A 14,007-nucleotide genomic window follows, 5' to 3' on the forward strand; every position below is an offset into this window, starting at 1 on the left:
GTAACCTTCGTCCCAGAAAAATCATTCATCGGAACAGGAACAGGTGTAACAGTTAAACGTGTAGATAAGAACGGTACACCAGTAACAGGTAAGTACACACCAACAGTAACACCAGTAACTCCTACAGCTGAAGAAGTGACTTCAATTGATAAACAAGGCCAGACTCAAACAGGTAAGCCTAAGTTTACAGAAGGTGATCCAGTAGTTCCAATGGATGATGATACGCCAGCTACATTTGAAGATGGCTCAACAACGAAAATAATTCCAGGCGAAGGTACTTATACAGTAGCTCCAGATGGAAGTGTAACCTTCGTCCCAGAAAAATCATTCATCGGAACAGGAACAGGTGTAACAGTTAAACGTGTAGATAAGAACGGTACACCAGTAACAGGTAAGTACACACCAACAGTAACACCAGTAACTCCTACAGGTGAACCGGCAACAACAATTGGTCCAAAAGGTCAAGAGCAATCTGGTAAACCAACATTCAAGGAAGGCGATAGCCGTGTTCCTATGAATGATGATGTTCCAGCTACATTTGACGATGGTTCAACAACTAAGACTATTCCAGGTGTAGGTACGTATACAGTAGCTCCTGACGGAACTGTAACCTTCAAACCAGAACCAGAATTTACTGGACCTGCTCCATCAGTGACAGTTGTTCGTGAAGATATGAATGGTACTAAAGCTTCTGCAACGTACACACCAACTGTAATTCCTGTTACTACATTCGTAGATAAAGAAGGAAAAGCAATCCCAGGATATCCAACAGAGGATGGTGAACAACCTAAAGCTGAGATCCCAGGTTACCGTTTCGTTGAAACTAAGAAATTGCCTAATGGTGACACTGAACATGTCTATGAAAAAGTAAAGACAAGTCATAAGGATAAGGAAGGTAACGAGATTCCAGGTTATCCAATCGAAGACGGTGAAAATCCTAATAGAGATATTCCAGGTTACCGCTTCGTAGAGACTAAGAAACTTCCAAACGGTGATACAGAGCACGTTTATGAGAAAGTACCAACACCAAATCCAGTGCCAACGCCAGATCCAGTGCCAACGCCAGATCCAGTGCCAACGCCAGATCCAGTACCAACGCCAGATCCAGTGCCAACGCCAGATCCAGTACCAACACCAGATCCAGTGCCAACGCCAGATCCAGTGCCAACGCCAGATCCAGTGCCAACACCAGATCCAGTGCCAACGCCAGATCCAGTGCCAACGCCAGATCCAGTGCCAACACCAGATCCAGTGCCAACGCCAGATCCAGTGCCAACGCCAGATCCAGTGCCAACGCCAGATCCAGTGCTAACACCAGTTCAAGAAAAACCAGCTCCAGTAGCTGAAGAGGTAGTTTGGGTAACTGACCAATTGCCAAATACTGGTACTGAAGACCACGCTAGCCTTGCTGCCCTTGGTTTAGTAGGTGTCTTGAGTGGATTTGGACTTATCGCTCGTAAAAAGAAAGAAGACTAATCAACTCTGTAGAATAGTGAGAAAGTTACCTTTCTAATTAAAAACTAGTACATCTTTGGATGTACTAGTTTTTTTATCTCTTTGTGGCTTGTCTTAAAGATAGAACTATGCTACAATCTTTTAAAATAGGCAAGGAAGTCAAGCTATGAAAAGTGAATATCAAAAAATGATTGCGGGAGAACTCTATCACCCGTTCGATCCAGAACTTCGTGCTCTAGCACAAACAGCACGACAAAAGCAAGCGGCTTTTAATGAAGAAGTCGATCCAGTAAAAGGTATGGGAATCGTCAAAGAATGGTTTGGCTCGACTGGTGAAAATCTCTATGTCAATACTCGTTTGGTGGTGGATTATGGTGTCAATATTCATTTGGGAGAAAATTTTTATTCCAATTGGAATCTGACCATGTTGGATGTTTGTCCAATTACCATTGGTGACAATGCCATGATTGGTCCTAACTGCCAATTTTTGACACCTCTTCATCCTCTAGATCCAGAAGAACGAAATTCAGGTTTAGAATTTGGAAAACCAATCACGATTGGTAAAAACTTCTGGGCAGGTGGTGGGGTTATTGTCCTTCCAGGTGTTACACTAGGTGATAACGTTGTTGCAGGAGCAGGAGCTGTCATTACTAAATCTTTTGGAGATAATGTAGTTCTGGCAGGCAACCCAGCACGAGTTATCAAAGAAATTCCAGTCAAAAAAAACTAAAAGAACAGCATCTTGCTGTTCTTTTAATTATTAGAGATTTTTTCTCTTCTTAGCTTTTTTAGTTAAAGCTACATCGCATTGTTCGATATTTTGTGTGAGATAACTAGTTACTTGGAAGTCGTCAGCATCAGATTTAAGTTCAATTTCATAGACAATGCTTAGAATTTCACCAGCATTTGTACTATTAATGGTAATCATATCAATTTCAGAACAAAATTGGTCAAGAGAAGTTTGAACAGCATTCTGAACTTTCTCTTGATTGGCTACCGTAATTGTCAAAAGCCTACGGCGCTGATTGTCGGACTTGACTTGCTGATTTTCCAAAAGGAACCATACACCCAAGATAAAAAGTGTGAAAAGAATAGCCAAGAAGAGGTAGCCTGTTCCACAAGCTAAACCGATAATCATGGCTATAAAGATGGCGATGAGTTCTCTTGATCCGCTTGTGGCAGAACGGAAACGAATCAAACTAAAGGTTCCGGCTACAGCAATTGACGTACCCAAGCTCCCATTGACCAGAAAAATAACCAAGGTCATAAGGCAGGGAAGCAGAGTCAAGCTGATGGCAAATTCTCTGGTATAGAGGGTCCGATATTTGTAGGTCCAAGTAAGTGCCAAACCGAGGACTAGACTGACTAGAAGTGCCAGCAGGAGTTGGAAGGGAACTGCACTTGCAGTGGCGTTGTTGAAAATTGAATTAAATAGATTAAGCATAAGCGGTACCTGCGCTTTCTATACTGGGACGTGGTGCATAAGGAAGACCTTGAGATTTGTGGTAAGCACAACTGTATTTTGAAAACTTGTGCTCCATCAAATCATACTTATCCAGGATATATTGCAGCCACTGAGGTTTGTTTCCGGGAGCCTTAATTTCCATAATGACAGTATCATCATCTAAGAGAGCATCACCATGGTTACCAGCGAAAAGACTGACATTTTCATCTCTATAGACTAGATTTTGATCAATTGTGATACGAATTTTGTTATAGTCGTAGCCCTCAATGTATTTCTTTTCCTTCAAAGAATAACGATCGTAGTAGATATACATACGAGCCTGAATTGCTTGTTTATAATCCCGATGAAGTTTTTTCACTTTTTCAATGACAAACTTATCTGTGATACTAGAATCCAAGCGTCCTTTGGTCATGAAATTTATGATGGAACTAGGAGTTGAGAGCAGGCGAAATTTGCGACCGACTCCTTCTTGATCCTTAGTCTTGATTTCTAAAAACACCTGACTATCTGCTTTGGGATTGCTGAGATAGGTCCGCATACGAACCTTTCCCTTTCGCTTGCTCCCGAAATCATCATCTTGGAGCACATCAAAGTCTTCTGTGTCGAAGTAGATATTTGAAATAGTTGAAATTGGATAGTCGTCTTCTACCAAATATTCCTTTAAATCTTGGATGAGTTTGTCTAAAATTTCTTTGGAGACAATATATTTGGTTTCAATCCGCTTAAAAGTTGTTTCTAATGGTTTCATAAGTCTTTCTCCTCTTGCGTTCAGTTATACTATTTTTAAACAAGGTGAACTTGCTTGTTTACGATTTTAAGGAGTTTATCTAAAACTATTGTTAAATTTAACTTAATTGAAACTGAACTTAAGAAAACTTTCAGAAAAAATTTAGACTTCTTTTAGGAAACTCCCGTAGACTAGGACCATGTAAATGAAAGATGAGGAAATGATCATGAAAGCGAAAAAATGGACATTCTTATTAACGAGTATAGCAACTCTAGCACTGGTGACAGCTTGTACCCAGTCAACTTCGAATACAACAGCTAGCAATACCGCAACAACAACGGCATCCACTACAGATGCTAAGAAAACTAGCTATTTTACAGACAAGGACTATGACACTTCCTATGATGAAAAGACAGTAGCAACTGTAAGTCTGTCAGGCTCAACAGCGACGGTATCTGGTGACGGAGTGGCCGTATCAGGTTCTACCGTCACAATTTCTAAGGCAGGAACCTATATCATATCTGGTCAATCCGACGGAGTTCAAATCAAGATTGAAGCCGAGAAGACTGATGATGTACATATTGTTCTAAAGGGTGTGACTATGACCAATACCAATGCAGCTATTTCCGCGACATCAGCTGGTCATGTATATCTAACTCTAGCAGATGGTACAACCAATAGCCTATCAGATTCTGCTTCTAATAGTGATGAAAAAGCTGATGCAGCCCTCTTCTCTAAAGTGAACTTGACCATCAATGGTAAAGGAACTCTCAATGTAGATGGTAAGAAAAACAATGGTATCAAAGCTAATGATACACTTCACATCACTGGCGGAACCTACAACATCACAGCGGTTGGAGATGCCTTTAATGTCAATGATGAACTCAATATTACTGGCACAACCATGACTATTGATGCCAAGGAAGACGGCGTCAAGGTAGACAATGATGACGATACATCTGTTGGAACCATGTATCTCTCTGACAACACTATAACCGTTACTGCAGGGGACGATGGTATCCACGCATCAGGTGACCTAGTTATTGATAGTGGTACCTATACTGTTAAGAATTCTACAGAAGGGCTTGAAGGCAAGTCAATCACTATCAACGGTGGAGACATCACCATCTACTCAACAGATGATGGTGTCAATGCGGCCAACAAAAACGCCCAACAAAGTGAAATTTTCTTCACCATGAATGGTGGGAACTTGACAGTTGAAGTTGGTCAAGGGGACACAGATCCAATTGACTCAAATGGAAACATTACAGTTACTGGAGGGACAATCAAAATGACTGGTCAAACAGGATTTGACTTTGATGGAACTGCGACCTACACAGGTGGAGAAATCTACCTCAATGGTGAGAAACAAACTGAGATTGTTAATTCTATGCCTGGAGGCGGAGGAGCACTTGGAGGTGGCCCTCAAGGAAATGGTGGCCCTAGTGGTGCACCTGGTGGACGACCATAACAGAAACTCTCCTTTCTCGAAAGAGAAGGGAGAGTTTTTAGGACGAGAAAGGATTATTCTCCGTCTTTTTTAAAGATGTTTTTAACACCAGATACTGCACCTTCGACAGCTTCTTTAGCATCTTCAGCAACTTCTTTTACTTTAGAAATTACTTGCTCAGTAGCTCCTTTAGTTTCAAGTTTTTTGTCGCCAGTTAATTTACCAAATCCTTCTTTGAAAGAACCTTTAGCTTGGTTGAATTTTTCTTCGATTGACATGGGGGTTACCTCCGTTAATTTATTCCATTACCTAAAAAAATCAGATAATAACTTAAGTATATACCCTTTAGTATTAAAAAAAACTGATACGAAAAGCATCAGTTTATTTTTTTAATAGGTTACAATGTTCAATTGACCTTTATCGTATTCAGCGATAAAGATATTAGAGACTTCTTCAAAACCTTCTTCTTTCAATTTCTCAGTTAGCCACTCTTCGGTTTTGCCAATGGTTTCTAGGATTTCAACTTGGACAACACCATCGGTAATGAGAGGATATTTTGGATTTTCGTCACCCATTTTTACGACTATCAATTGCCCGTTTTGCTCAATCACAGCTCTCTTGACATCCTTCAGTTGGAAGATTCCTTGAGCGCGCAATTTAAGAGCTACATCTGCAGCTGCAAGACCTTTTGATCGACAGGCTTCAGGGTCTAACTGACCATTTTTTATGATAATAGTAGGTTTTCCGTCAATCAGATGTTTAATCAAAGAAACGTTGGTGTTGAGCCATTTAAGGAGCAAGATGAGAATAGTCCAGATGATAAGGATAACAACGTATTGGATGATGGTAATCGAACTATTGTAGATGACCCCACCAATAATACCCCCGAGAACAAAGTTTTGTACTTGGTCTACCGCAGAACTTGGTGCAAGATTTCCTTTACCTGTTACATTGATAACAAAAACTAGAGACAGAAGGCCCAAGGCCAATTTAATCGCAATTGTAGCAAAAAAGCTTATCATTTTTCAACCTCCACGAGTTCAACGTCTGATTTATAGAGTTCCATCTTTTCTAATAAATAGCTATCTTGGTCAGTTCCGCTAATGGCACGATAAAAATTGTCGCCAACCTTAATAATTGCTCCATCAGTTACCGCTGAAGTGTTGACATAAACATCTTTCTTATCAACACCTAACTCTTTTGAGACTACCTCAATGAAGTGTAAGGAACTACGGAACTGATTATCGTTAGATTGGTTGCTTTGAAAATTCGTAATACTAATCAATACAAAAGCTATTAAGGTCAAAATAGAAATAATCGATAATTCACGGAACTTGGTTCCTTTCTTATCTTTGAAAGCCTTAAATGCAAAAAAGCCAGTCACAATAAGTAGTAGAGCTGAAACGATGATCATGACCCAATTCTGTTGACTAATCTGGCTGAGCACATAGTCATAGGAATAGAATTTCATAAAACTCCCTCACTTTTTTAAAATTCAATCTATTATAAGATAATTCTTTAGTTACGGCAATTTTTTCTTACGAAAAAAATTTAAATGTTGTTTCTTATTTAAATTTTTCTTAATTGAACTTCGACTCGACCTTGACTTTCTTTCTGCTTTTGATACAATAGTAAAAATTTAGAGGAGGTACTTTATGATTCAAAAACACGCTATTCCTATTTTAGAGTTTGATGACAATCCTCAAGCAGTTATCATGCCCAATCATGAAGGTTTAGATTTACAGTTGCCAAAGAAGTGCGTCTATGCATTTTTGGAGGAGGAGATTGACCGCTATGCTCAGGAAGTAGGAGCAGAGTGCGTTGGAGAGTTCATTTCTGCCACAAAGACGTATCCTGTTTATGTCATGGACTACAAAGGTGAAAAAGTGTGTCTGGCTCAGGCTCCCGTTGGTTCTGCCCCAGCGGCCCAGTTTATGGATTGGTTGATTGGCTATGGTGTGGAGCAAATCATTTCCACCGGTACTTGTGGAGTCCTAGCCGATATTGAGGAAAATGCCTTTCTCGTCCCTGTTCGCGCTCTGCGAGATGAGGGAACGAGCTACCACTATGCAGCGCCCTCTCGTTATATGGAGATGCAGACTGAGGCTATCTCTGCCATTGAGCAAGTCTTGGAACAAAGAGGTATTCCTTATGAGGAAGTCATGACCTGGACGACAGATGGTTTTTATCGAGAGACAGCTGAAAAGGTTGCCTATCGCAAGGAAGAAGGCTGTGCAGTTGTGGAGATGGAATGTGCTGCTTTAGCAGCAGTAGCTCAACTTCGCGGTGCAGTCTGGGGTGAGTTGCTGTTCACAGCAGATTCTTTGGCAGATCTTGATAACTATGACCAGCGCGATTGGGGTGCAGAAGCTTTTGACAAAGCCTTGGAACTCTGTCTTGAAATCGTTAGTCATATATAACTGCTTTAACTGATTTTGTGGTACAATGTAGCTATGTTATTCAAATCATTTTCGGAAAAAATAAACACGACCTTGGGGCGTTTGTCACCTGCTCGTCGAATTTTTTTAAGTTTTGCTTTGGTTATTTTCGTAGGCTCTCTTCTTTTGAGTCTTCCATTTGTGCAAGCAACTAGCTCTCAAGCGACCTATTTCGACCATCTCTTTACAGCAGTATCCATGGTCTGCGTGACAGGACTCTTTACTCAACCAGTAGCTTCAACCTACAATGTCTGGGGCCAGTTAATCTGTATGTTTTTAATCCAGATTGGCGGTTTGGGTCTCATGACCTTTATCGGGGTCTTTTATATTCAAAGTAAACAAAAGTTAAGTCTTCGTAGCCGTGAAACAATTCTTGAGAGCTTCAGTTATGGAGAAACTCAGTCGTTAAAGGTTTTCATACGTTCAATTTTCTTGACGACTTTTGTCGTTGAAGGCCTAGGAGCCTTCCTGTTAAGTTTTCGTTTTGTTCCTGAATTTGGATTGGGCCGAGGAATTTTTACTTCTATCTTCTTAGCTATTTCAGCTTTCTGTAATGCTGGATTTGATAATTTTGGAAGTACAAGTTTGGTAGCTTTTCAGACCGACCCTTTGATTAATCTAGTAATTGCTGCTTTGATTATTACGGGTGGCCTAGGTTTCATGGTCTGGTTTGATTTAGCTACCCAATTAGGAAAGAAGAAAAAACGCCGTCTTCGTTTTCATACCAAATTGGTTCTTTTTTTAACAGTGGGGATTTTATTTACTGGAACAGTTTCAACTCTCTTAATAGAGTGGAACAATCCGGGAACGATTGGCAATCTCAGCATCCCTGATAAATTACTAGTCAGTTTTTTCCAAACAGTTAGCATGAGAACGGCAGGTTTTGCTTCTATTGATTATACTCAAGCTAGACCTGTTACACTACTGATTTATATTTTACAAATGTTTCTTGGTGGCGCACCTGGAGGAACTGCAGGGGGACTTAAAATCACAACCTTCTTTGTCTTATTGGTCTTTGCACGCAGTGAGCTTTTAGGCTTGCCTCATGCGAATGTAGCTCGAAGAACGATTGAACCTCGTACAGTCCAAAAATCTTTCAGTGTTTTTATCATCTTCTTGATAACTTTTTTATCGGGTTTAATCTTAGTAGGAATAACAGCCGAGGGTAATCCGCGCTTTATCTACATCATGTTCGAGACAATTTCAGCTCTTGCTACGGTCGGAGTAACTGCCAATCTGACACCAGAATTAGGCAAATTAGCTCTTAGCATTATCATGCTACTGATGTTTATAGGACGGATTGGGCCACTGACGCTATTAGTTAGTTTGGCTGAGTATCAACCAGATAAGAAAGATATGATCCACTATATGAAAGCAGATATTACCATAGGATAAGAAAGGATAAACTATGTCAGATCGGACAATTGGAATTTTAGGTTTGGGTATTTTTGGGAGTAGTGTACTTACCGCTCTCGCTCAGCATGATATAAATATAATCGCCATTGACGACCATGAGGAGCGAATCAATCAATTCGAACCAGTCTTGGTACATGGAGTTGTTGGAGATATAACAGATGAAGAGCTCTTGCTCTCAGCAGGAATTGATACCTGCGATACAGTTGTGGTGGCAACTGGGGAAAATTTAGAATCTAGTGTGCTCGCAGTCATGCATTGCAAGAGTCTAGGAGTACCAACTGTTATTGCTAAGGTTAAAAGCCATACAGCAAAAAAAGTCCTTGAAAAAATTGGCGCAGATTCAGTTATTTCCCCAGAGTATGAGATGGGTCGCTCGTTAGCGCAGACTATTCTGTTTAATAATAGCGTAGATGTCTTTCAGTTGGACAAGAATGTCTCTATTGTCGAGATGAAAATTCCACAATCGTGGTCAGGCAAGAGTCTAAGTCAACTTGATCTTCGAGGACAATACAATCTCAATATTCTTGGTTTTCGTGACTATGAAAATGCTCCCTTGGATGTTCAATTTGGACCGAATGATCTATTGAAAGCTGATGGCTATATGATGGCAGTAATCAATAACCAATATTTGGATAATCTAGCACGCCTCAATGATTAAAAGAGAAATGACTATTCTTTTTTCTAGGGACTATTGAGTCAATATAAGTATTTTATAAGAAGGATTTAAGAAAAATTTTAACTTTTTCTTAATCCTTTTTAATTTTAGGAGATTATACTAGAGCTATCAAAAAAAGAAAACTCTAAGGAGAATCCTATGAAATTCAATCCAAATCAAAGATATACTCGTTGGTCTATTCGCCGTCTCAGTGTCGGTGTTGCTTCAGTTGTTGTAGCTAGTGGCTTCTTCGTCCTAGTCGGTCAACCAGGTTCTGCACGTGCAGATGTCGTCAATCCGACACCGGCCCAAGTCATGCCAAACGACACTTCGGTGAGTGAAAAGAGAGACTTACCAGCAGAGGCTCTAAAAAAAGCAGTCGATGTAGCTCTTCCTTCAGAACAATCAGACACAGTATCTAAAGTAAGCTTGGATTCTACAAGCTCTCCAGAAAAAGCGGACACAGATGCTAAAGATCCAGTAGTAGCACCAAAAGAAGAATTGCAATCCCAAGCTGACTCTAAGAAACAAACAGAAGATGCAGTTAAACCTGTGGAAAGTCCTGCGTCTACAGTTTCTGGACAAGACCGCGAAGGCAGTGAATCGCAACCAGTAACCACCCCAGCTGAAGTCCAAAAAGGTGTGACTGACAATACTAAAGATACAGTAGATGTTCCAGCTACATACTTGGACAAAGCCAACTTCCCAGGGCCATTCATAGCCGGTGTCAACCAAGTCATTCCATACGAATTCTTCGCAGGTGACGGTATGTTGACTCGCCTTATCTTGAAAGCATCCGACAAGGCTACATGGTCAGACAACGATTCAGCTAAAAATCCCGCCCTTCCACCAGTAGAAAAATTGGGCAAAGGTCTTTACTTCTACGAAGTGGACTTGGCAGGCACCCAAGGAAAATCTGATAAAGAGTTGCTTGACCTCTTGAAACAAAATGGTACGCAAAGCTATAAAGCTACTATCAAGGTGTACGGTGCAAAAGACGGAAAGGCAGACTTAACAAATCTTGTGACGACTAAGGATTTGACAGTGAACTTGAATGGACATCAGTCTCTGATTCCGATGCAGTCAGGTTTCGTCCCATCTTCTAATGATTCAGCTATGCAGGCTCCAATGATGAATAGTCATCAAGATGAGTCTAAGATGAACGCTCAAATGCCTAGTGCCAATCAAGATGATATGAAATCTAAAATGCCAGTTGCTAACCAGGATAAGATGATGCCTAGTCAAGAGCAGGACAAAACCATGAATGCTAGCCAGCCAATGGCAACACCAAGCATGAAACAAGATCAAGCTCCAGCACCATCAAGCAAAATGCCTGATGAAGGCAACATGACATCTAATAATAAGGTGTCAAATCCAATGATGGCTGATCAGATGAAAGAGCAAAAAGACATGCTTCCATATACTGGTGAAACCCAAACATCAATGGCTACTATTGGATTCTTTGGATTAGCCTTGGCCGGACTACTAGGTGGCCTCGGCTTGAGAGCTAAAAAAGAGGGAAATAACTAGTCTAGCTAAAGAGTTTCTATTTAGGATTTGAAAAATCCAGATATGGTTTAGAATGTTCGTAAAGAGATTAAAATAGTGTTATACTATTATGGTATAGCACTGTTTTTTTCAAAGGAGATACAGATGGGAAAGACAATTTTACTCGTTGATGACGAGGTAGAAATCACAGATATTCATCAACGTTATCTGGTTCAAGCAGGCTATCAGGTTTTGGTGGCTCATGATGGAGTAGAGGCTTTGGAAACCTTCAAGCGAAAACCGATTGATTTGATTATTACAGATATCATGATGCCTAGGATGGATGGTTATGATTTGATTAGTGAGGTTCAGTATCAGTCTCCAGATCAACCTTTTCTCTTTATCACGGCTAAAACTAGTGAGCAGGACAAGATTTATGGCCTGAGCTTAGGGGCAGATGACTTTATTGCCAAGCCATTTAGTCCTCGTGAGCTGGTTTTGCGTGTCCATAATATTTTGCGTCGCCTTCATCGTGGAGGTAAGACAGAGGTCGTCAGTCTTGGGGATTTACGAATGAATCACGCTAGTCATGAGGTCTCTATCGGCAATGTGTCGCTCGATTTGACAGTCAAATCCTTCGATCTTCTATGGCTTTTAGCCAGTAATCCAGAGCGGGTTTTCTCCAAGACAGATCTCTATGAAAAGGTCTGGCAAGAAGATTATGTGGATGATACCAATACCTTGAATGTTCATATTCATGCTCTTCGACAGGAGTTGGCTAAACATGCCAGTGCAGAAACTCCCGCCATCAAAACCGTTTGGGGCTTGGGCTACAAAATTGAGAAAGCACGAGGTAGTCAATGAAATTAAAAAGTTATATTTTAGTGGGGTATATCATTTCAACACTCCTAACGATTATCGTAGTTTTTTGGGCCATCCAGCGAATGTTAATTGAAGAAAGAGAGATTTACTTCCTAGTGGGTATGACTCTCATAGCTAGTTTTGTCGGTGCTGGGATTAGTCTCTTTCTCCTATCACCGGTCTTTACATCATTGGGCAAACTCAAGGAACATGCCAAGCGAGTAGCAGACAAGGATTTTCCTTCTAATCTGGAGGTTAAAGGACCTGTAGAATTTCAGCAGTTAGGGCAAGCTTTCAATGAAATGTCACATGATTTGCAGGCGACTTTTGATTCCTTGGAAGAAAGCGAACGAGAAAAAGGCTTGATGATTGCCCAGCTATCGCATGATATCAAGACTCCCATCACTTCAATCCAAGCGACGGTAGAAGGGATTTTGGATGGGGTTATCAAGGAAGGAGAACAAGCCCATTATCTAGCAACCATTGGACGCCAGACCGAAAGACTCAATAAACTGGTTGAGGAATTGAATTATTTGACTCTAAATACATCTAGAAATCAAGTGGATACGGCTAGTAAAGACAGCATTTTTCTGGATCAGCTCTTGATTGATTGTATGAGTGAGTTTCAGTTCTTGATTGAGCAGGAGAAGCGAGATGTCCACTTGCAGGTAATACCAGAGTCTGCCCGGATTGAAGGGGATTATGCTAAACTTTCTCGCATCTTGGTTAATCTGGTCAATAACGCTTTTAAATACTCTTCTCCAGGGACCAAGCTGGAGGTGGTGGCTAAGCTGGAGAAGAGTCAGCTTTCAATAAGTGTGACGGATGAGGGACAGGGAATTGCCCCGGAGGATTTGGAGAATATTTTCAAACGCCTTTACCGTGTCGAAACTTCGCGAAATATGAAAACAGGTGGTCATGGCTTAGGTCTTGCAATTGCGCGTGAATTGGCCCATCAATTAGGTGGAGAAATCACAGTCAGTAGCCAGTACGGCCTCGGAAGCACCTTTACCCTCAATCTTAATCTCTGTATCAGTGAAAATAAAGTTTAAAACCTCTTTACAAATCTAGATATTCATGGTACAATAGTCTTTGTGCGAAATAGCAGCAGGATAGCATGAAGCTCGTCAACAGGTGTCTTCTGATAAGTAACCTTGGCTGTTTAGGCGAAGGGCATCTGCACGAATCAGAGCTCTCTAAGTGACTATTTCCGCCGAAATTATATTTATATTAGGAGGACATACATATGTCACGTTATACAGGACCATCTTGGAAACAAGCTCGTCGCCTTGGCCTTTCACTTACAGGTACAGGTAAAGAATTGGCACGTCGTAACTACGTACCAGGACAACACGGACCAAACAACCGTTCTAAATTGTCAGAATACGGTTTGCAATTGGCTGAAAAACAAAAACTTCGTTTCACTTACGGAGTGGGTGAAAAACAATTCCGTAACTTGTTCGTACAAGCTACTAAGATTAAAGAAGGAATCCTTGGTTTCAACTTCATGCTTCTTTTGGAACGTCGTTTGGATAACGTTGTTTACCGTCTTGGTCTTGCGACTACACGTCGTCAAGCTCGTCAATTCGTAAACCACGGACATATCCTTGTTGACGGAAAACGCGTTGATATCCCATCATACCGTGTAACTCCAGGACAAGTAATTTCAGTTCGTGAAAAATCATTGAAAGTTCCAGCAATCCTTGAAGCAGTAGAAGCTACTCTTGGACGCCCAGCATTCGTATCATTCGACGCTGAAAAATTGGAAGGTTCATTGACTCGTTTGCCAGAACGTGACGAGATTAACCCAGAAATTAACGAAGCTCTTGTCGTTGAATTCTACAACAAAATGCTTTAATTTTAAGATATATGATACAGAAAGCCTACAACAGTGGGCTTTTTGCTTTGAAAAAACAAAAAATACGAAAAAAATAAACCTAAGTTCTTGACAAGGCAAAAAAAGTAGGTATAATAGAAAGAGTCAAAAAGCTCGGGTCCGTTGGTCAAGGGGTTAAGACACCGCCTTTTCACGGCGGTAACACGGGTTCGAAT

At 40.8% G+C, this 14,007-nt stretch carries 15 protein-coding genes; 10 read left to right on the forward strand and 5 right to left on the reverse strand.

What is annotated here, in order from left to right:
- On the forward strand, positions 1-1,476 hold a 1,476-nt coding region (locus tag QM847_RS08155), incomplete at its 5' end, for an LPXTG cell wall anchor domain-containing protein (RefSeq protein ID WP_414354949.1).
- Between the two features lie 145 nt (positions 1,477-1,621).
- Positions 1,622-2,185, forward strand: a complete 564-nt coding sequence (locus tag QM847_RS08160; protein WP_414354951.1) for a sugar O-acetyltransferase — start codon at positions 1,622-1,624, stop codon at positions 2,183-2,185.
- A 30-nt stretch (positions 2,186-2,215) separates the two neighbouring features.
- Here the strand turns inward: QM847_RS08160 and QM847_RS08165 are convergent, their stop codons facing one another.
- Together QM847_RS08165 and QM847_RS08170 are read right to left on the reverse strand one after the other, a co-directional pair.
- Entirely contained in the window at positions 2,216-2,899 is a 684-nt protein-coding gene (locus tag QM847_RS08165) for a DUF4956 domain-containing protein (protein WP_414354952.1), read from the reverse strand.
- Entirely contained in the window at positions 2,892-3,668 is a 777-nt protein-coding gene (locus tag QM847_RS08170) for a polyphosphate polymerase domain-containing protein (RefSeq protein ID WP_414354954.1), read from the reverse strand. The genes QM847_RS08165 and QM847_RS08170 overlap by 8 nt, the downstream gene beginning before the upstream one ends.
- 205 nt (positions 3,669-3,873) lie before the next feature.
- Here QM847_RS08170 and QM847_RS08175 point away from each other — a divergent pair, with 205 nt between their 5' ends.
- Complete coding sequence (locus tag QM847_RS08175; protein WP_414354956.1) at positions 3,874-5,118, forward strand: carbohydrate-binding domain-containing protein; 1,245 nt, start codon at positions 3,874-3,876, stop codon at positions 5,116-5,118.
- A gap of 53 nt (positions 5,119-5,171) precedes the next feature.
- Here the strand turns inward: QM847_RS08175 and QM847_RS08180 are convergent, their stop codons facing one another.
- The 3 genes from QM847_RS08180 to QM847_RS08190 all read right to left on the reverse strand — a co-directional run bounded on the left by QM847_RS08180 (position 5,172) and on the right by QM847_RS08190 (position 6,568).
- Positions 5,172-5,375: a CsbD family protein gene (locus QM847_RS08180; RefSeq protein WP_414354957.1), complete on the reverse strand. Its 204-nt coding sequence runs from the start codon at positions 5,373-5,375 to the stop codon at positions 5,172-5,174.
- Positions 5,376-5,486: 111 nt separating this feature from the next.
- A complete protein-coding gene (locus QM847_RS08185) occupies positions 5,487-6,119 on the reverse strand; it encodes a DUF421 domain-containing protein (protein ID WP_414354958.1) in 633 nt (210 codons plus the stop codon).
- Positions 6,116-6,568, reverse strand: coding sequence for a DUF3290 domain-containing protein (locus QM847_RS08190; protein ID WP_414354960.1), 453 nt, complete (start codon positions 6,566-6,568; stop codon positions 6,116-6,118). The genes QM847_RS08185 and QM847_RS08190 overlap by 4 nt, the downstream gene beginning before the upstream one ends.
- Before the next feature lie 184 nt (positions 6,569-6,752).
- Between QM847_RS08190 and QM847_RS08195 the strand changes: the two genes are divergently transcribed.
- The 7 genes from QM847_RS08195 (at position 6,753) to rpsD (ending at position 13,813) form a co-directional block, all read left to right on the forward strand.
- Positions 6,753-7,517, forward strand: coding sequence for a nucleoside phosphorylase (locus QM847_RS08195; RefSeq protein ID WP_414354962.1), 765 nt, complete (start codon positions 6,753-6,755; stop codon positions 7,515-7,517).
- 33 nt (positions 7,518-7,550) lie between these two features.
- Entirely contained in the window at positions 7,551-8,930 is a 1,380-nt protein-coding gene (locus QM847_RS08200) for a TrkH family potassium uptake protein (protein WP_269798066.1), read from the forward strand.
- 13 nt (positions 8,931-8,943) lie between these two features.
- Entirely contained in the window at positions 8,944-9,609 is a 666-nt protein-coding gene (locus QM847_RS08205) for a potassium channel family protein (RefSeq protein ID WP_414354963.1), read from the forward strand.
- Positions 9,610-9,765: 156 nt separating this feature from the next.
- Positions 9,766-11,136 carry an SSURE domain-containing protein gene (locus QM847_RS08210; RefSeq protein WP_414354965.1) on the forward strand — a complete coding sequence of 457 codons (1,371 nt, stop codon included), beginning with the start codon at positions 9,766-9,768 and terminating at the stop codon, positions 11,134-11,136.
- Between the two features lie 123 nt (positions 11,137-11,259).
- The gene (locus QM847_RS08215; protein ID WP_414354967.1) at positions 11,260-11,958 is read left to right on the forward strand and encodes a response regulator transcription factor; all 699 of its coding nucleotides are present in this window, start codon (positions 11,260-11,262) and stop codon (positions 11,956-11,958) included.
- Positions 11,955-13,007 carry a sensor histidine kinase gene (locus QM847_RS08220; RefSeq protein WP_414354969.1) on the forward strand — a complete coding sequence of 351 codons (1,053 nt, stop codon included), beginning with the start codon at positions 11,955-11,957 and terminating at the stop codon, positions 13,005-13,007. Before QM847_RS08215 ends, QM847_RS08220 begins: the two co-directional genes overlap by 4 nt.
- Positions 13,008-13,201: 194 nt before the next feature.
- The gene (rpsD, locus tag QM847_RS08225) at positions 13,202-13,813 is read left to right on the forward strand and encodes a 30S ribosomal protein S4 (protein WP_008810013.1); all 612 of its coding nucleotides are present in this window, start codon (positions 13,202-13,204) and stop codon (positions 13,811-13,813) included.
- Positions 13,814-14,007: the final 194 nt, after the last annotated feature.

It is taken from the genome of Streptococcus timonensis, assembly GCF_047463455.1.
Lineage (GTDB): Bacteria > Bacillota > Bacilli > Lactobacillales > Streptococcaceae > Streptococcus > Streptococcus timonensis_B.

Bases quoted from the DNA above. Each gene is read 5' to 3' on its own strand.
- QM847_RS08160 (WP_414354951.1), top strand. From the start codon at position 1,622: ATGAAAAGTGAATATCAAAAAATGATTGCGGGAGAACTCTATCACCCG.
- QM847_RS08195 (WP_414354962.1), top strand. From the start codon at position 6,753: ATGATTCAAAAACACGCTATTCCTATTTTAGAGTTTGATGACAATCCT.
- QM847_RS08175 (WP_414354956.1), top strand. From the start codon at position 3,874: ATGAAAGCGAAAAAATGGACATTCTTATTAACGAGTATAGCAACTCTA.
- QM847_RS08200 (WP_269798066.1), top strand. From the start codon at position 7,551: ATGTTATTCAAATCATTTTCGGAAAAAATAAACACGACCTTGGGGCGT.
- QM847_RS08215 (WP_414354967.1), top strand. From the start codon at position 11,260: ATGGGAAAGACAATTTTACTCGTTGATGACGAGGTAGAAATCACAGAT.
- QM847_RS08170 (WP_414354954.1), bottom strand. From the start codon at position 3,668: ATGAAACCATTAGAAACAACTTTTAAGCGGATTGAAACCAAATATATT.
- QM847_RS08185 (WP_414354958.1), bottom strand. From the start codon at position 6,119: ATGATAAGCTTTTTTGCTACAATTGCGATTAAATTGGCCTTGGGCCTT.
- rpsD (WP_008810013.1), top strand. From the start codon at position 13,202: ATGTCACGTTATACAGGACCATCTTGGAAACAAGCTCGTCGCCTTGGC.
- QM847_RS08205 (WP_414354963.1), top strand. From the start codon at position 8,944: ATGTCAGATCGGACAATTGGAATTTTAGGTTTGGGTATTTTTGGGAGT.
- QM847_RS08220 (WP_414354969.1), top strand. From the start codon at position 11,955: ATGAAATTAAAAAGTTATATTTTAGTGGGGTATATCATTTCAACACTC.
- QM847_RS08180 (WP_414354957.1), bottom strand. From the start codon at position 5,375: ATGTCAATCGAAGAAAAATTCAACCAAGCTAAAGGTTCTTTCAAAGAA.
- QM847_RS08210 (WP_414354965.1), top strand. From the start codon at position 9,766: ATGAAATTCAATCCAAATCAAAGATATACTCGTTGGTCTATTCGCCGT.
- QM847_RS08165 (WP_414354952.1), bottom strand. From the start codon at position 2,899: ATGCTTAATCTATTTAATTCAATTTTCAACAACGCCACTGCAAGTGCA.
- QM847_RS08190 (WP_414354960.1), bottom strand. From the start codon at position 6,568: ATGAAATTCTATTCCTATGACTATGTGCTCAGCCAGATTAGTCAACAG.